At 68.7% G+C, this 17,313-nt stretch carries 17 protein-coding genes; 11 read left to right on the top strand and 6 right to left on the bottom strand.

Annotated features, from left to right (window positions below; translation table 11 throughout):
• Positions 1-11 precede the first annotated feature (11 nt).
• Genes LF262_RS07030 through LF262_RS07020 form a run of 3 tightly spaced genes read right to left on the bottom strand, consistent with a single transcriptional unit; the run spans position 12 to position 3,067 of the window.
• Positions 12-1,601, bottom strand: coding sequence for an ABC transporter permease (locus LF262_RS07030; protein ID WP_235779575.1), 1,590 nt, complete (start codon positions 1,599-1,601; stop codon positions 12-14).
• A complete protein-coding gene (locus LF262_RS07025) occupies positions 1,598-2,611 on the bottom strand; it encodes an ABC transporter ATP-binding protein (protein ID WP_235779574.1) in 1,014 nt (337 codons plus the stop codon). Before LF262_RS07025 ends, LF262_RS07030 begins: the two co-directional genes overlap by 4 nt.
• 12 nt (positions 2,612-2,623) lie before the next feature.
• On the bottom strand, positions 2,624-3,067 hold the full coding sequence (locus tag LF262_RS07020) for a GNAT family N-acetyltransferase (protein ID WP_235779573.1): 444 nt from the start codon (positions 3,065-3,067) through the stop codon (positions 2,624-2,626).
• Positions 3,068-3,950: 883 nt separating this feature from the next.
• Here LF262_RS07020 and LF262_RS07015 point away from each other — a divergent pair.
• Positions 3,951-4,445, top strand: a complete 495-nt coding sequence (locus tag LF262_RS07015; RefSeq protein WP_235779677.1) for a uracil-DNA glycosylase family protein — start codon at positions 3,951-3,953, stop codon at positions 4,443-4,445.
• A 99-nt stretch (positions 4,446-4,544) separates the two neighbouring features.
• Here the strand turns inward: LF262_RS07015 and LF262_RS07010 are convergent, their stop codons facing one another.
• Positions 4,545-4,691 carry a hypothetical protein gene (locus tag LF262_RS07010; RefSeq protein WP_235779572.1) on the bottom strand — a complete coding sequence of 49 codons (147 nt, stop codon included), beginning with the start codon at positions 4,689-4,691 and terminating at the stop codon, positions 4,545-4,547.
• 64 nt (positions 4,692-4,755) lie between these two features.
• Between LF262_RS07010 and LF262_RS07005 the strand changes: the two genes are divergently transcribed.
• Positions 4,756-5,157: an RNA-binding S4 domain-containing protein gene (locus LF262_RS07005; protein ID WP_235779571.1), complete on the top strand. Its 402-nt coding sequence runs from the start codon at positions 4,756-4,758 to the stop codon at positions 5,155-5,157.
• A gap of 196 nt (positions 5,158-5,353) precedes the next feature.
• Here LF262_RS07005 and LF262_RS07000 read toward each other — a convergent pair whose 3' ends face one another.
• Positions 5,354-6,406: a LacI family DNA-binding transcriptional regulator gene (locus LF262_RS07000; protein WP_235779570.1), complete on the bottom strand. Its 1,053-nt coding sequence runs from the start codon at positions 6,404-6,406 to the stop codon at positions 5,354-5,356.
• A gap of 215 nt (positions 6,407-6,621) precedes the next feature.
• Between LF262_RS07000 and LF262_RS06995 the strand changes: the two genes are divergently transcribed.
• Genes LF262_RS06995 through LF262_RS06960 form a run of 8 tightly spaced genes read left to right on the top strand, consistent with a single transcriptional unit; the run spans position 6,622 to position 14,752 of the window.
• Entirely contained in the window at positions 6,622-7,929 is a 1,308-nt protein-coding gene (locus LF262_RS06995) for an extracellular solute-binding protein (RefSeq protein WP_235779569.1), read from the top strand.
• Between the two features lie 16 nt (positions 7,930-7,945).
• Positions 7,946-8,842 carry a carbohydrate ABC transporter permease gene (locus tag LF262_RS06990; RefSeq protein ID WP_235779676.1) on the top strand — a complete coding sequence of 299 codons (897 nt, stop codon included), beginning with the start codon at positions 7,946-7,948 and terminating at the stop codon, positions 8,840-8,842.
• Positions 8,842-9,744, top strand: a complete 903-nt coding sequence (locus LF262_RS06985; protein WP_235779568.1) for a carbohydrate ABC transporter permease — start codon at positions 8,842-8,844, stop codon at positions 9,742-9,744. The genes LF262_RS06990 and LF262_RS06985 overlap by 1 nt, the downstream gene beginning before the upstream one ends.
• Before the next feature lie 29 nt (positions 9,745-9,773).
• A complete protein-coding gene (locus tag LF262_RS06980; RefSeq protein ID WP_235779675.1) occupies positions 9,774-10,916 on the top strand; it encodes a Gfo/Idh/MocA family protein in 1,143 nt (380 codons plus the stop codon).
• Positions 10,917-10,925: 9 nt separating this feature from the next.
• The gene (locus LF262_RS06975; protein ID WP_235779567.1) at positions 10,926-11,939 is read left to right on the top strand and encodes a sugar phosphate isomerase/epimerase family protein; all 1,014 of its coding nucleotides are present in this window, start codon (positions 10,926-10,928) and stop codon (positions 11,937-11,939) included.
• Positions 11,940-12,635: a ThuA domain-containing protein gene (locus LF262_RS06970; protein ID WP_235779566.1), complete on the top strand. Its 696-nt coding sequence runs from the start codon at positions 11,940-11,942 to the stop codon at positions 12,633-12,635.
• A 5-nt stretch (positions 12,636-12,640) separates the two neighbouring features.
• A complete protein-coding gene (locus tag LF262_RS06965) occupies positions 12,641-13,810 on the top strand; it encodes a Gfo/Idh/MocA family protein (protein ID WP_235779674.1) in 1,170 nt (389 codons plus the stop codon).
• Positions 13,811-14,752, top strand: coding sequence for an aldose 1-epimerase family protein (locus tag LF262_RS06960; RefSeq protein ID WP_235779565.1), 942 nt, complete (start codon positions 13,811-13,813; stop codon positions 14,750-14,752).
• Positions 14,753-14,767: 15 nt separating this feature from the next.
• On the opposite strand, the gene LF262_RS06955 is transcribed toward LF262_RS06960, so the two are convergent.
• Positions 14,768-15,988 carry an ROK family transcriptional regulator gene (locus LF262_RS06955; RefSeq protein ID WP_235779564.1) on the bottom strand — a complete coding sequence of 407 codons (1,221 nt, stop codon included), beginning with the start codon at positions 15,986-15,988 and terminating at the stop codon, positions 14,768-14,770.
• Between the two features lie 123 nt (positions 15,989-16,111).
• Here LF262_RS06955 and xylA point away from each other — a divergent pair, with 123 nt between their 5' ends.
• A complete protein-coding gene (gene xylA, locus LF262_RS06950; protein WP_235779563.1) occupies positions 16,112-17,311 on the top strand; it encodes a xylose isomerase in 1,200 nt (399 codons plus the stop codon).
• Positions 17,312-17,313 lie beyond the last annotated feature (2 nt).

Below are 17,313 nucleotides of genomic sequence, written 5' to 3'. Positions count from 1 at the left end.
GGCACCCGCTCTCACCCGCCGCGGATGCTCCTGATCCTGTAGCCGATGAACCCGGCCAGGATGAGAGCCACTGTGATGGCGACGATCCAGCCCACGGGCGCCCAATCGGCATCGGAGGCGGTCACGCTGGGGATCACGTGGAAGGGGCTCGTGTCCAGGAGCCAGTCGGGGGCCTTGAGCAGCGGCCCGAAGACGGTCAGGATCAGCCAGTACACGACGAGGAGCCAGGCGATCCAGCGGAACAGCGGCGCAACGCCCACGAAGGCCAGACCCACCGCCGCGGTCAGCCACAGCGCCGGGACGGTCGCGAACGCCTGGCGCACCACGTCCCCGGCGTCGATCGCGGTGCCCGTCGCCACGGCAGTGAACGCGAGCACGACGCCGCCGATGACGGCCGCGATGGCGGGCGCCACGACGGCGACGGCCACGACCGGGGCGAAGTAACCCGAGCGGGAGATGCCAGCCGAGAGGACCCAGTCGGCGCGGCCCTCTTCCTCCTCCACAGCGAACCGCACGGCCAGCTGGATGCCGAACACGCCGCCGCCCATCGCGAGGATCAGCAGCAGCATCGACACGAAGGTGAACGTGAGGTCCGTCTCGGTGGCGGAGCGCGTGGCGATGAGCTGGCGCACAAAAGCGTTCTTGGCGAAGAAGTCCCCCATGGTGCCCGTCACGAGCCCGTACACGAACCCGAGGAACACGAAGGTGGCGAGCCAGGTGACCATGGGCGCCCGATTCAGTGTGGCCGTCTGGCCCCAGATGCCGGCCTGCCATCTCGATGGGCCGGGACGCTGTCCGATGAGGCCGGAGCCGTAATCGCGCCGCCGCGAGATCCAGCCTCCGGCCACGGCGGTCGCGACCCCGGCCGCGACGAGCGCCGCGAGCGGGAGCACACGTCGCTCGCCGGCGGGACGGATGAGCTCGCCCCAGCCCATCGGGTTGGTCCACAACAGCCACTGCCCGTCCGTGAGGGAGTCGGCGACGCCGCGGAGCACGTAGCTGAGCACGAGGACCCCGGTGGCGAGCGTGTTGGCGGTGCGCGAGAAGGCGCCGACCTGCGACGTGATCGCCGCTACCCCGCTGAACGCCACCCCCATGCCGCCGAACTGGGCACCGAGGGCAAGCCCCTCGGCCGCTGTCGCACCCGAGGCCGCGAGCGTGCCCGCGACCGCGAGGCCCACCGCGGCGGAGGCGATCCACGCGAGCAGGATCGCGGCAGTGAGCCTGGCATACGGCCCCACGGCGCCCGAGTCGATGAGCTCGGCCTGCCCCGAGTCCTCTGCCGCCCGCGCATGCCGGGTGACAGCGAAGACGGCCATGAGCGCCGCGAAGAACATGCCGAAGACGCCGACACGCCACGCGGTGAACCCGAAAGCGGTGCCGAAGTGCTCCGCCGGGCCCACCAGCAGCATGAATGCCGGGTTCGCACCCATGCTCGCCTCGAGTGCCAGGGCCTCGCGGGGGCCCGAGAACACAGCCGAGTATCCGTTGTAGGACACGACAGGGAAGAACGCGATGATCAGCACCCACGGCGCGAGCTTGAACCGGTCGATCCGCAGCGCGAGGAGGAGCAGGCGCCCCGTCCCCGCGAATCCGGTCACGGTCTGTCCTGCGGCGAGTCCGCGCGGTGGCGGGGCACCACCGGGCGGTGCTGGGCGGCGTCGTGCGTCTCCTCCCCGTCTGCGGCCCCCCGGTCTTCTCCGGCTCCCGGGGTGGGGATCCGCTCCCCGTAGTGCTGCAGGAAGAGGTCCTCGAGACTGGGCGGGGTCACCGTGAGGGCGAGGATCCCTTGGGTCCCGAGGGCCGCCATCGCGGCGCCGAGTCCCGCGGCGTCGACGCTGAAGCGAACCCGGTGGCCTTCGACGAGCAGGTCCTCAACGCCGGGAATCCCCGCGAGGCCAGGGTGCTGTCCGGCGCTGTCGTCGAGTGTCGCGGCGACGTTGGTACGCGTGCGGAGGCGCATCTGCTCGAGCGTGCCAGTCTCCACGACGCGCCCCTGACGGATGATGCTGATCCGGTCCGCGAGGGCCTCGACCTCCGAGAGGATGTGGCTCGAGAGGAGCACGCTGCGGCCGGCGGCCTTCTCGCGGCGGATCTCCCCGCGGAACAGGGCCTCCATGAGGGGGTCCAGCCCCGCGGTGGGCTCGTCGAGTATCAGGAGCTCCGCGTGCGAGGACAGGGCCGCGACGATCGCGACCTTCTGCCGGTTCCCGGTGGAGTAGGCCCGCCCGCGTTTGGACGGGTCGAGCTCGAAGGTCTCGATGAGCTCGGCGCGGCGTGACTCGTCAAGACCGCCGCGGAGCCTGCCCATGAGGTCGATTGCCTGGCCGCCCGTGAGTGACGGCCACAGGCTCACGTCCCCGGGCACGTACGCGACGCGCCGGTGCAGCGCGACCACGTCCCGCCACGGGTCCCCGCCAAGGAGTTCCACGCGGCCCGAGTCCGGGCGCAGCAGGCCCAGGAGGATGCGCAGGGTGGTGGACTTCCCGGCGCCGTTGGGCCCGAGGAACCCGAGAACCTCGCCCTCCCGGACGTCCAGGTCGAGGCGGTCTAGCGCGAGCGCCCGCCCGAACGACTTCGTCAGACCGGTGATCGCCACAGGAGCGCCCATGTGGATCGCCGCTCACGCGAGGTCGTAGACCACTGTCGTGGTGCCCGGCTCGAGGCGCGCACCCGTGGACAGATAAGTTGCCAGGGCGGCCTCGTTGCCGGGCTCCGTGCCCGTCCACATGCCGTAGCAGCCGAGCTCGCGGGCGATCTCCGCGAGGGCGTTGACCAGATGGGAGGCCACCCCGCGGCGACGCCAATCCGGGGCCACCGCCAGCTCGTAGAGGAACATCTCGGTGCCCTTGTCCGGGTGGCTGGTCTCGACGCCGCTGACGAATCCGACCGCCCGGCCGTCCGCGTCCTCGGCCAAGAGCAGGTGGTGGCCCGGTTTGGCGAGGAACTCGCGCGCGCCGGAATCGGCGACGGGGTGGTCGAAGAGGTCGGAGGCGGCCACGAGGCGGGCCGCGTCGCCTGGAATCAGGCGCCGCAAGGTGATGTTCCGCGCGCTGTCCGCGTCCACAGGCCGAGCCTACGCTGAACCCGCCGGGAGGTGAACGGCAGGCGAACCGAACGTCAACCGCGGCTTGCTAGACTCGAACGGCTGAGCCCACCACAGGCTCACCACCCCATGACAGCCCGGAACGGACGCCACCTGGCGCCCGCGGCCGGGTCGCGCCCGAAAAGAGGAGATTCCCGCCCTCATGACCGCCCTGGCCGAGCCTGACTACTACGACGACTTCGACTCCGACTACCGCTCGGAGCTCGATGCCAAGTACGAGGAGGGCTTCGGGTTCGGCCCGCAGATCGACGATGAGGACGATGACGGATCCGACGACCTCTTCGCGGGGCTGTTCGACGAGGAAGGGGACGACGACCTCGAGCCCGTCAAGCCGCAGGCCTCACCGAAGAACGCGGCGGCGAAGGCGACGGTCAGTACGGCGAAGGCTGCTGCGCCCGCGAGTTCGGCCAAGAAGAGGGTCACGTCCAAGGGGACGCCCCGGGCGTCCGAGGTGATTGGGGCGGCCGTTCCCGAGCGACGTGCTGCCTCGGCTCGGGCCGCCGCAGAGCGGGCCCGTGCTGCCGCCGACGCCGCTGCCGCCACCGCGGAGCAGGCCGTGGCGCACGCCGTGGCCAAGGCCGCGGCGGCCAAGGCGGCCGCGGCCGAGGCTTCGGCAGCCGAGCAGGCGGCACAGGAGGCGCTCGCCGCGTCCGCAGCTGCAGAGCAAGCTGCCCTGCACGCTGGCGCCGAGCTCGAGCTTGCCCTTTCCGTGCCTGCAGGCTCGTCGGACCCGATCTCGGCGTCGCAGGACCCGAACTTCGCCGCGCATATCGCGCCGGTCAACCAGCACGTCGAGTTCCTCCGGAAGCTGCGCCCGGGTTGTGAGGTGCCGTACGTCGACCCCATGCACTCGGTCGAGGAGTGCCGGATTGTGAGCCTCTTCTCCAACACCGGCGAGGCGAGTCCCTGCGGTTACGTCTGGGCGGGCGACGACGCCGCTGTCACCCGCCTGCTCGGCCTCCAGTACCAGCTCGGGCTGCGCCCGGAATGGACCATGCCGTGGAACGCATATCCTTGGTTCACGCCCGGTGAGGCGAACGGCAAGCTCACGCCGGAGCAACTGCACGCCGGCCTCAAGCCGCTTCTGACGTTCCTCAAGGCGGTCCCGCGCGCCTCCGCGATCGTGGCGCACGGTACCGAGGCGAATCGCCTCGCCCAGATGCTCCTCAAGACGGACAACCCGCTCATCTGGCGCCGCGGGCTCAAGGTCTACAAGGCGCGTGCGCTGCACGGCCGCGCGTTCGCCGGGTCGAAGGAGCGCCAGACGGAGTGGCTCATCGACATGGGCCGCGCCTACGCCGACGCGATGGCCCGCGCGGGCCTCAAGAGCGGCCGGTAAAGGGCCTTTTCGAAAGCACCCCAGAGCAAGGAGGCGGACGACGGCGGCCACTTGGCCGGCGTCGTCCGCCCTGCCCTGTCGGGGCTACTTCTTCAAGCCCTACTTGCTGCGCGGCTTGCGCAGATGCGCCACGGGATCCGCGTCAAGGGCGACGGCCCTCTTCGCCTTCTTCACCGCGCGCTGCTCCTTCAAGGACTTGGACGGCTTTTTGTGGGTTTCGGGCTGGTGAGGCTGCTTGTCAGGCATGTCTGAGCTCCTTTGGTCATCCCCCCGGTGCACACGACGATACGCCGGTAAGATGCTGGGCACCATGCCCCTTTCCCACGCGCCAGCCAGTGTTTCCTCGGCCGTCCGCATCGACTCCTGGCTCTGGGCGGTGCGCGCCTTCAAGACCCGCTCCGCCGCGACTGCAGCATGCCGCGCGGGGCATGTAAGGCTCAATGGCAATCCAGTCAAGGCGTCCCAGACCGTCGTTCCGGGGGACACGATCCGCCTCCGGCAGCCGGGGTTCGAGCGAATCTTGGAGGTGCACGTGCTCATCGTCAAGCGCGTCGGGGCGGAGGCGGCGTCGCGGTGCTACACGGACCACACGCCCGAGCGGCCGCCCGCGCCGTTCCTCGGGCTCCCCCAGCGCGACCGCGGTGCTGGCCGGCCCACCAAGAAGGACCGGCGGGAGATGGAGCGGCTGCGGCGGGAGGGCCGGGACGATTAGCCGGGCCTGGGAGGGAAACGATGGTTTGCGCGACAGCCGGGACAACGGGTGGCCTAGGCTTACGGCTGTGGGCGGATCAGAGAGGGGCCCGAGTCATGAGCCGCGTTGTCACGAACCTTTTCCCGGATAGTGCACATCCGTGCAGCGGCCTCACACATCGACGCAGGCCCGATGCCTCCTATCCGTGCCGCAGACCCTAGGCCGCTGGCAATGCGGCGGGAGGGGCGGTGGACTCGCGCACCACGAGTTCGGTCGCCAGTTCGACGCGATGGGAGTCGAGTGGCTCCCCGTGGGCCTGACGCAGGACCGAGCGGAGTGCCGACCGCCCCATCTCCTGAAGCGGCTGTGAGACCGACGTGAGCGCTGGCACCGAGTCCTCCGCCTGAGCGGTGCCGTCGAAACCCACCAGGCTCAGGTCCTCGGGAACTCGTATCCCCTGAAGATGCGCCTCGCGCAGCACGCCGACGGCGATGCTGTCGCTGGCAGCGAAGATCGCCGTTGGCCGTTCCGGGAGCGAGAGCAGCCGCTTCAGCCCCTCGATGCCCTGCTCGATGCGGAATTTTCCGTGCACGATGTACTCCGGCTTCACGTCAATCCCGCGGGACATCAGAACCGACATGTAGCCGTGCAGGCGGGCCTGGTTGCACTCTGCCCCCTCTGGACCGCCGAGATACCCGATCCTCTCGTGGCCCAGTTCCAGCAGGTGTTCGGCTGCGGCCTTGCCGCCTGCCCAGTTCGTGGCTCCCACGCTGACCACGTCCGGGGGCGGAGGGTTCTGTGGGTCGATGACGACGACCGGGATCCCGTGCCTGCGAAAGGCCGACAGCTGCGCCTGGCTGAAGGCCGAGGTCACGACGATCAAACCTGCGCGACCCTGGTCGAGCATCCTCTGGGCGCGCGGTTGAGGACCTAGTCCCGTGTGGGAGGCTCCGCCGGTAATGCTGACCAATACTTCGACGCCGGTGAGGGCGGCATACTCGAGGATTCCCGTGAGCACATCCGTGTTGTAGGCCGAGGTCAGGGCGTCGAAGGCCACCTCGACCACGTCCGGTCCCGGCGTTGCCACGCGACGCTGGGCCGGCGACGCATACCCGATCTGCGCCAGCGCGGCCAACACCTTGGCCCGCGTCTCCGGGGCGACGTCATTGCGACCGTTGACCACCTTGGAGACGGTAGGTGCTGAAACGCCTACAAGCCGGGCGACTTCCGCAAGTGTGGGTTTGGTTCCGGCCTTTGTCGCGGTCGCCATCAGCCCACCAATCTTTCGAAATGTTTCGTCGTCCAGTCTGTAGGGAGAAGCGCCTCAGGTCAAGTGTTGGTTCGTCAAGCTCCTGAACTTTCTCGGCTTTTCCCGTTGACCGTGACCCATGTCACCGTTTAGCGTGGCAGTGCACGCCGAAACTAATTCGAAAGATTTCGAAGCCTTGCGGTCAGTGACGACCCCTGAGGATGAAACGGAAGACCATGAACATTCGGAAATTGCGCACGGCCGCGACGGCCATCCCCGCCGCGGCACTGGCCCTGTCCCTCGTTGCCTGCGGCTCCGCTGGCCCCGGCGGCGGGGACGCCGCCACCATGTGGGGCCTCACGGGTGGAAACCAGGCATCCCTGCAGAAGTCTGCGGACTCGTGGAACAAGGCCCACAGCGACCAGACCATCAAGCTCGACTTCTTCGCCAACGATGCGTACAAGACCAAGGTCCGCACGGCTGTCGGCGCAGGCCAAGGCCCCACCTTCATCTACGGTTGGGGCGGCGGCGTGCTGAAGTCCTACGTGGACGCCGGCCAGGTCGATGACCTCACCGGCTTCCTCGACCAGAACCCGCAGGTGAAGGACCGCTACCTGCCCTCGGTGCTCAAGAACGGCCAAGTGAACGGCAAGACCTACGCGGTGCCGAACAACAACACCCAGCCGGTCGTCCTGTACTTCAATAAGGACGTCTTCGCGAAGGTGGGGGCGCAGCCACCCAAGACCTGGGACGAGCTGATGGCCCTCGTGCCGAAGTTCAAGGATGCCGGGATCGCCCCGTTCTCCCTTGGGGGGCAATCGAAGTGGCCTGACCTGATGTGGCTCGAGTACCTCGTGGAGCGCATCGGTGGCCCACAGGTCTTCGCCGACATTGCAGCCAACAAGCCCAACGCGTGGTCGCATCCCGCGGTCACCGAGGCCCTCACCAAGATCCAGCAGCTGGTGGACGCCGGTGGCTTCGTCAACGGCTTCTCCTCCATCGCCGCGGACAGCAACGCCGACCAGGCCCTGCTGTACACCGGCAAGGCGGCGATGATCCTGCAGGGCGGCTGGATCTACCAGGGCATGAAGAAGGATGCGGCCGACTTCGTCAAGAGCGGCAAGCTCGGCTTCGTCACCTTCCCGACGGTCGGTGGCGGCGCTGGGGACCCGAAGGACATCGTGGGCAACCCGTCCAACTTCTGGTCCGTGTCCTCCAAGGCCACTGATGCCCAGAAGAAGACTGCGCAGAACTACATCAAGGACGGCATGTTCAACGAGGAGAACACGCAGGATCTCATCAACTCCGGTGCGGTCCCGGTGATCAAGGGGGTTGAGGGCAAGCTCGAGGCTTCGCCCGACAAGGACTTCCTGACCTTCGTCTACGGCCTGGCCAAGAACGCGCCGAGCTTCACCCTCTCCTGGGACCAGGCGCTGAGCCCGGCCCAGGGCGACGCCATGCTCTCCAACCTGGACCAGATCTTCCTGAAGAAGATCACCTCCGAGCAGTTCGTTTCCTCGATGAACGCGACGATCGGCAAGTAGGCGCTTCACCGTGGCTCTGACAACCCTCGTCTCCCGACGGGCCCGCGAGAAGGGCCCGTCGGGTTGGCTCGCCGTTCCGGCTCTCGTGTTCTTCCTGGTCTTCGCCATCCTCCCGCTCATCGGCGTTGTCGCCCTGAGCTTCACCCGCTGGAACGGGCTGAGCGAGATAACGTTCGACGGCGTGTCCAGCTGGACACGCGTCCTCACGGACGAGCTCACGCTCAACGCCCTCTGCGTGACCGCGAAGATCATGTTCTTCTCCTTCATCGTCCAGGCACCCATCAGCCTCCTGCTCGGTGTTTTCACAGCTGGCGGCCAGAAATACCGGGCTGCCCTCGCGGTCCTCTACTTCATGCCGCTCCTGCTGTCCTCGGCGGCCGTGGCGATCGCCTACAAGGCCCTGCTCGACCCGAACTTCGGGGTCGGCCCGGGTTTCGGGTTGCCCGCCCTCGCCCAGGACTGGTTGGGCAACTCGGACCTGGTGCTGTTCGTCGTCGTCTTCGTCATCGCGTGGCAGTTCGTGCCGTTCCACACGCTGATCTACCAAGGCGGTGTCCGCCAGATCCCTACCTCGTTCTACGAGGCCGCGCAGATCGACGGCGCCGGACGGGTGAAGCAGTTCCTGCACATCACGCTCCCGCAGCTGAAGTACACGATCATCACTTCCTCGACGCTGATGGTGCTGGGGTCCCTCGCCTACTTCGACCTTGTATTCGTCCTCACGGCGGGCGGCCCCGGCTACTCGACCCGTCTCCTGCCCCTGCACATGTACCTGACCGGCTTCAAGGCCAACGACATGGGCGCGGCCAGCGCGCTCGGCGTCATCCTCGTCGTCATCGGCCTCGCCCTGGCCCTGCTCCTGCAGCGCCTCGGAGGCAAGAACGCGAGTGCGAGCCAATTGGAAGGTGCCTGATGGCTTCCACCACCCAACTCCCCGTCCCCCCGGTGGCGCGCGCAGGCCGCCGCCAACGTGCAGGGACCCCTCCCAAGGGCCCCGGCAGGTTCCGACCGAACGTCCTCGGCGGCCTCGGCGGCTGGCTCTGGCTCGCGATCATCATCCTGCCCATCTACTACGTGGTGATCACGAGCCTGAAGGACCAGGCCGGCTTCTTCACCGCCAATCCGATGGCCCCGCCCACCGAGCCGACACTGGCGAACTACCAGCTGGTGCTCGAGAACAACTTTGTCCAGTACTTCACCAACAGCCTGATCGTCACCATTGGCAGCGTGGTCCCCACCCTGTTCGTCTCGTTCATGGCGGCCTACGCGATTGTGCGGGGCAGGGGCTGGTTCTTGAACGTCACCAATAAGCTGTTCCTGCTGGGCCTCGCCATTCCGCTGCACGCCACGATCATCCCCATCTACTGGATGATCACGAGGGCGCACATGTATGACACCCTGCTTGCGCTCATGCTGCCCTCGATCGCCTTCGCCATCCCGATCTCGGTCCTGATCCTCGCGAATTTCATGCGCGACGTTCCGAACGAGCTGTTCGAATCGATGCGGTTGGACGGGTGCAGCGACTGGACCATGATGTGGCGTCTCGCGTTCCCGCTCGTCAAGCCGGCCGTGGTGACCGTGGGCATCTACGACGCGCTCCACGTCTGGAACGGCTTCCTCTTCCCGCTCATCCTCACCCAGAGCCCGTCCACGCGGGTCCTGCCCCTGTCCCTGTGGACGTTCCAGGGCGAGTTCACCGCTAACATCCCAGCCGTGCTCGCTTCAGTGGTGCTCGCGACGCTCCCGCTCCTGGTCATCTACGTTGTTGCTCGCCGCCAGCTGCTGAGCGGCCTCACCGCGGGATTCAGCAAGTGAGCGCCCGGGCGAGGCCCGTGCGTGTGGGGATGGTGGGGTACGCCTTCATGGGCGCGGCCCACTCGCAGGCATGGCGGACCGCGCCGCGGTTCTTCGACCTTCCGCTGGCGCCGGTGATGGCCTCGGTGGCTGGGCGAGACCCGGAGCGTGTGTCGGCGGCCGCGGAGAAGCTTGGGTGGCACTCCGCCGAGACTGAGTGGCGACGACTGATCGAGCGGGACGACATCGACCTGATCGACATCTGCACGCCCGGCGACACACACGAGGAGATCGCCGTCGCCGCTCTCGAGGCGGGCAAGCATGTGCTGTGCGAGAAGCCGCTCGCGAACTCGGTGGCGGAGGCGGAGCGGATGGCGGCGGCCGCCGACGCGGCCGTGTCCCGCGGGGTGTTCGCGATGTGCGGGTTCTCCTACCGGCGGACCCCGGCCCTGTCCCTCGCGAAGAGGCTTGTGGACTCCGGCGCGCTAGGGCAGCTCCGGCATGTGCGGGCTCAGTACCTCCAGGACTGGCTCACGGACGAGAACGCGCCGCTGACTTGGCGGCTCGACAAGTCGAAGTCCGGTTCAGGCTCGCTCGGAGACATCGGCGCACACATCATCGACGCGGCCCAGTGGATCAGCGGGCAGAGCATCACCGGCGTCTCGGCGCTGCTGGAGACGTTCGTGAAGGAGCGGCCCCTGGGCGGGGACTTCGTCGGCCTGGGCGGGGCGGGGGCCGCCGGGGGGCCGAAGGGACCGGTGACGGTCGACGACGCCGCGATCTTCTCGGCGCGGCTCGACGGCGGCGCGGTCGGGGTCTTCGAGGCGACGAGGTTCGCCCTCGGCAGGAAGAACGCGATGCGGCTGGAGCTGAACGGCTCGAAGGCCTCGCTCGCGTTCGACTTCGAGGATATGAACTCGCTGTGGTTCTACGGCGCGGCTGACGAGCCGAACGCCGGCTTCCGGAAGATCCAGGTCACCGAGCCCGAGCACCCCTACACCGCGCACTGGTGGCCGGTCGGGCACGGACTCGGCTACGAGCACGCGTTCACGCACCAGGTGGTGGACCTCGTCGAGGCGATCGCCGCCGGGAAGCAGCCCACGCCGTCGTTCACCGACGCGCTCCAGGTCCAGCGCGTCCTGGAGGCCGTCGAGACGAGCGCCGCGGACGAATCACGCTGGACCAAGGTTTAGGAGCATCCCGTGACAAGACCGATCACGCTTTTCACCGGCCAGTGGGCCGACCTGCCCTTCGAGGAGGTCGCACGGCTCGCGGGGGAGTGGGGCTTCGAGGGGCTCGAGATCGCCTGCTGGGGCGACCATCTCGACCCGGTGCGGGCCGCTGAGGACGACGCGTACCTCCAGACCCGGCTGGACATCCTGGAAAAGCACGACCTGAAGGTCTACGCGATCGCGAACCACCTCACGGGCCAGGCCGTGTGCGACGACCCGATCGACGCCCGGCACCGCGGCATCCTCCCCGATGAGGTGTGGAGCGACGGCGAGCCCGAGGGCGTGCGCACCCGCGCGGCCGAGGCCATGAAGGCCACCGCCCGGGCCGCGGCCCGCCTCGGCGTCAAGACCGTCACGGGGTTCACGGGGTCCTCGATCTGGAAGGCCGTGGCGATGTTCCCGCCCGTGCCGGAGGGGATGATCGAGGCCGGGTACCGGGACTTCGCGGACCGGTGGAACCCGATCCTGGACGTCTTCGACGAGGTCGGGGTCCGGTTCGCCCTAGAGGTGCACCCGTCCGAGATCGCGTACGACTACTGGACCGCCAAGCGCACGCTCGAGGCCATCGGGGACCGGGAGTCGTTCGGGCTCAACTTCGATCCCTCGCACTTCATCTGGCAGGACCTCGACCCTGTCATGTTCCTGCAGGACTTCGCGGAGAAGATCTTCCACGTGCACGTCAAGGAATCCATCCGTCAGCTCAACGGCCGCAACGGCCGGCTCGGCTCCCACCTCGCGTGGGCAGACCCGCGGCGTGGCTGGGACTTCGTCACCGCCGGGCACGGGGACGTGCAGTGGGAGCCGATCTTCCGCACCCTCAACGCGATCGGCTACGAGGGACCGACGAGCATCGAATGGGAGGACGCTGGCATGGACCGTCTCATCGGGGCCCCGCAGGCGCTCGTTCTCGTGCGCGGTCTGGCCGAGATCGCCCCGCCCGCAGCGGCATTCGACGCCGCCTTCAGCAGCAAAGGAAACCAGTAGATGACCACGAAGAACGCGCTCGTGGTGCGCGGGGGCTGGGACGGCCACCAGCCCGTCCAGGCCACAGACCTCTTCATCCCCCACCTGAGGGCTAACGGGTACGAGGTGCGCATCGAGGAATCGCCCAAAATCTACGCGGACGCCGAGTACATGGGCACCGTTGACCTCGTGATGCAGTGCATGACGATGTCCACGATCGAGAAGGACGAGTTCGAGGGCCTTCGAACCGCGGTCGAGCACGGCACGGGGCTCGCCGGCTGGCACGGCGGGATCGCGGACTCGTACCGCAACACCTCGGACTACCTGCACCTCATCGGCGGCCAGTTCGCGTGCCACCCGGGCAAACACCCCGACGAGCGCATCGGCGAGCAGTCCGACAACTACGTGCCCTACACCGTGAACATGCTCCCGGCCGCCACCGAGCACTCGATCACCCGCGGCATCTCAGACTTCGACCTCGTGACCGAGCAGTACTGGGTTCTCGCCGACGACTACATCGACGTCCTCGCCACGACCACGCAGAAGGTCCGTGCGTGGGACCCGTGGCACCGCGAAGTCACGTCCCCAGCCATCTGGACACGTGAGTGGGGGGCCGGGCGCATCTTCGTCTGCACGCCCGGGCACCGGGTCGAGGTCCTCCAGGACCCCAACGTCCGCACGATCATCGAAAGGGGCCTGCTGTGGGCAAGCCGGTAGGAACTGTGGGCAAGCCGGTAGGAACGGAAGGGCCGCGCGCTGGCGGGAAACCGCTGAAGGTGGGCATCATCGGCTGCGGGAAGATCGTGGGCCAGTACCTCGCAAGCTTCCGGCGGCTGCCGGACGTGGAGCTTGTCGCGGTCGCCGACCTCGACGCCTCACGGGCTCAGGACGTCGCCAAGGATTACGGGGAGGGAGCGCGCGCCCTCGGCGTCGAGGAGCTCCTCGCGGCCGATGACGTGGACCTCGTCCTCAACCTCACCATTCCAGCAGCGCACGCCGAGGTCGCGCTCGCCGCGATTGCCGCAGGCAAGCACGTGTACGGCGAGAAGCCCCTGGCCGCGACGACCGCTGAGGCCCATGGGGTGCTTGAGGCGGCGCGGGAGGCCGGCGTCATCGTGGGCTGCGCGCCGGACACCGTGCTCGGAACGGGCATCCAGACCGCCAGGAAGGCGATCGACGACGGCCTCATCGGCGCACCCGTCGCCGCCACCGCAACCATGGTTACCCCCGGCCACGAGCGATGGCACCCGAACCCGGACTTCTACTACGTGCCCGGCGGCGGCCCGCTGTTGGACATGGGCCCGTACTACGTCAGCGCGCTGGTCACGCTGCTCGGGCCGGTCGTCTCGGTGATCGGGGCGGCGAGCCACACGCGCTCGGAACGGGTGATCGGCTCTGGGCCGCGCGCCGGTGAGAAGATCCCTGTCACGACCGACACGCACGTCACGGGCGTCCTGATGCACGAGTCCGGCGCCCTGTCGACGCTCGTCATGAGCTTCGATGCCGTGCAGACCAACTCGCCGAACATCGAGATCCACGGCTCGCTCGGCACGCTCGCCGTGTCGGACCCGAACCACTTCGATGGCGACACGCGGCTGTTCCGGCTCGGCGGCACCGAGTGGGAGACGCTGCCCGTCTCCGCAGGCTACGTGGACTCGGGACGAGGCTACGGCATCGCGGACCTCGCGCGGTCGCTCGCGGACGCGGGCCCCGGAGAAGAGCCCCGCGCCGGCGGCACCCTCGCGTTCCACGTGCTCGATGTCATGGAGTCCCTGCTCAGGTCGGCGGGGACGGGCCGGGCCGAGCCGGTGGTAAGCCGGGCTGAGCGGCCGCGCCCGGTCGCGCTCCAGAATCTCTCCCAGCGCGAGCGCGAGGATTCCCTGTCCACATGAATGGCAGAGCATGAACGGAGCGTCGTGAGCGCCGTCATCCGCTCCGGCGAGTACGTCGCCGTCGTGGCCCACACGGCGGCGGCGCTCGCCGCGCTCACCTACCGCGGACGCGACCTCGTGGTCCCCTTCGCCCCCGAGGCCCCGATCCCGGACTACCGCGGGATCATCGCGGCGCCGTGGCCCAACCGACTGGTCGACGGACGCTATAGGGTGGATGGCCGCGAATTCGCCGTGAGGGTCAACGAGGCCGAGCGCGGGTGCGCGCTCCATGGCCTCGCCTTCGGACGGAAGTGGGTGCTCGCGGCGCACGACGACGCGTCGGCAACCTTCGCGCTCGACCTGGGCCCGTGCGCGGGCTACCCCTACCAACTGCGACTCGAGGCTGTCTACGCGCTGAGGGCGCCAGAGCCCGGAGACCCAGGGGGCCTCACGTGGTCTGTGCGCGCCGTGAACAGCGGCGAGGAGACGGCGCCATACGGCGTTTGCCCGCACCCATACCTCGTCGCAGGGCCTTCGCCCCTGGATTCATGGGAGCTGGGGCTGCCGGCGGAGCAGTTCCTCGAGGTCACGTCGGAGCGCATGCTGCCCCTGGGGCTGCGCCGGGTGGCAGGGCACCCGTTCGACTTCTGCGAGCCTCGGCCCATCGGCTCCGTCGAGATCGATCACGCCTTTACTGGCGTGCGGTTTGACTCTGACGGTATGGCCCGCGTGACCCTGCGGGATCCTGCGGGGAACGGCGTCGGAATGGCTTGGGACGGGACGTGCCCGTGGGTCCAGATCCACACTGCGGACAAGAGGCCGCCCGCGCCGAACCGCCTGGGTCTGGCTGTGGAGCCCATGACCTGTCCTCCGAACGCCTTCGCGAGCGGCACAGACCTCGTCTGGCTCAGCCCCGGCGAGGAGCACGTCGCGCGGTGGCGCATCTACATGCTGGAGGCGTGAGCGCCCGCGGTGCTGTCACCTGAGGAGCTGATGAGGTGACGCGAGGGCCCTCCGGAGCGCGGCACCGGCGGCGCCCCGGACGGCGGCCGTGGAGCCGAGCTCGGAAAAGTGGAGGGCCGTGACACGTCCCGGCGCCAGATCCTCGAGCGCGGCCTCGAGTGGCCGTCCGATGAGGTCCCGCAGTGTCGCAAAGTGGCCGCCGAGGACCACCGCCGAGAGGTCGACGAGGCGTGCTGCCGCGATCACGGCAACCGCGAGGGCCTCGCCTGCGCGTTCGACCGCGCTGATCGCCCGGGCGTCCCCCTCCGCCAGGGAAGCCTGCAGCGCAGCCAGCCTCGCCGCCGTCGTGCTACCCCCGTCGGTGAGCCCCGCGGCGGCGAGGATGGCTTCTTGGCCAGCCATCGTCTCGACGCACCCCCGCCCGCCGCACGAGCAGCGGCGGCCGCGAGGGTCGACGACGACGTGCCCCACCTCGCCAGCGTGCCCTCCGGCCCCGGTGAACAGCGACGAGCCGATGACGAGCCCGCCGCCCACACCGACCTCGCCGGAGAGGTACAGGTAGGTGTCCACCGCCGGGCCGGTGCCGTACCAGAGCTCGGCGAGCGCGGCGCTATCCGCCTCGTTGGAGAGGACGACGCCGCACGGTGCCCCGGGCGCGAGCCCCGCCAGGCCCTCTTTGAGGGAGATGTCGGCCCAGGCGAGGTTCGGGGCGGTGACGACGGTTCCCGTGTCAGGTTCCACCAGCCCGGGGACGGCGAGTCCGCCGCCCAGGAGCGCGATGCCCTTGTCCGCGGCGGCTTTGCGCACCCGGGCCGCCAGCCCGTGCAGTTCGGCAAGGATATCCTCGGGCGGTCGCCGCTGGTTCGCGGCCTCGATCCTTTCGTGGACACGGAGGGTCCCTTGGAGGTCGACGACTCCGACGGCGAGGTAGTCGACGTTGACCTCGGCCCCAAGCGCCCCCTGCCCTGGGCTGAAGGCGAGGCCGACGCCCGGGCGTCCACGTTCGCCATCGCGAGTCACGCCCCGCTCCTCGATCAGCCCGGTGGCGAGCAGGTCCGCGACGAGGCTTGAAACGGAGGCTTTCGTCAACCCCGTGGCCACGGCGATCTCGGCGCGTGTGGCGACGGCGTGCGGGGTGAGCCGTGTGAGGACGAGCGCGAGATTGCGTCGTCGTACGTCTCCCACCCGGCCCGGAGCCTCCGCTCCCGGCGAGGTGGTGCCGGTCCGAACAGTCATGGCACCTTCTCGGTCAGAAACATGTTGACCACATCACATCATGACACATATAGTTTAGAATACATACTAATTCGCGGGGACGCACCGTCCCGGCCGCCGCCACAGTTCAACGAGGAGCTCTCCATGTCCGCGAACCCCACCTCTGCCCCCTCGCCCGACCACAAGTTCACCTTCGGCCTCTGGACAGTCGGCTGGACTGGAAACGACCCGTTCGGCGTCCCGACCCGCGCCCCCCTGGACCCGATCGAGGCCGTCCACCGGCTCGCCGAGCTCGGCGCCTACGGCATCACCTTCCACGACAACGACGTCGTGCCCTTCGGAGCATCCAAGGACGAGCGGGAGCTCATCCTCAAGCGTTTCCGCGCCGCGCTCGAGGAGACGGGGCTGAAGGTGCCGATGGTCACGACCAACCTGTTCAGCCATCCCGTGTTCAAGGACGGCGGCTTCACATCCAACGACCGCTCGGTACGCCGCTTCGGGCTCGCGAAGGTGCTCCGGAACATCGACCTTGCCGCCGAGCTGGGCGCGGAGACGTTTGTCATGTGGGGCGGGCGCGAGGGCTCGGAATACGACGGGGCGAAGGACCTCAACGCGGCCCTGGACCGCTATCGCGAGGGCGTGGACACCGCCGCCGCCTACATCAAGGAAAAGGGGTACGGGCTGCGGATCGCGCTCGAGCCCAAGCCGAACGAGCCGCGTGGGGACATCCTCCTGCCCACCGTGGGTCACGGCCTGGCCTTCATCGCCCAGCTCGAGCATGGGGACATCGTGGGCCTCAACCCTGAGACCGGCCACGAGCAGATGGCTGGGTTGAACTTCACCCATGGGATCGCTCAGGCGCTCTGGGCGGGCAAGCTCTTCCACATCGACCTCAACGGCCAGCGGGGGATCAAGTACGACCAGGACCTCGTGTTCGGTCATGGCGACCTCACGAGCGCCTTCTTCACGGTCGACCTTCTTGAGAACGGCTTCCCGAACGGCGGTCCCCGGTACGAGGGCCCCCGGCACTTCGACTACAAGCCGTCCCGCACCGACGGCTACGACGGCGTGTGGGAGTCCGCGAGGGCCAACATGCGCATGTACCTTCTGCTGGCCGAGCGGGCGGCGGCGTTCCGCGCGGACGCCGAGGTCCAGGAGGCCCTCGCCGCCTCGGGCGTCTTCGAGCTCGCCGAGCCGACCCTCGCGGCGGGGGAGACGACGACGGACCTGCTCGCTGACACCTCTGCGTTCGAGAACTTCGACGCCGAGAAGGCCGCCGCGCGCTCGTACGCATTCATCCGGCTCAACCAGCTCGCACTCGAGCACCTCCTCGGGGCACGCTGAGC

This window comes from Sinomonas notoginsengisoli (assembly GCF_021554725.1).
Taxonomy (GTDB): Bacteria; Actinomycetota; Actinomycetes; order Actinomycetales; family Micrococcaceae; genus Sinomonas; species Sinomonas notoginsengisoli.
This window is presented reverse-complemented; position numbering and strand designations above follow the sequence as displayed.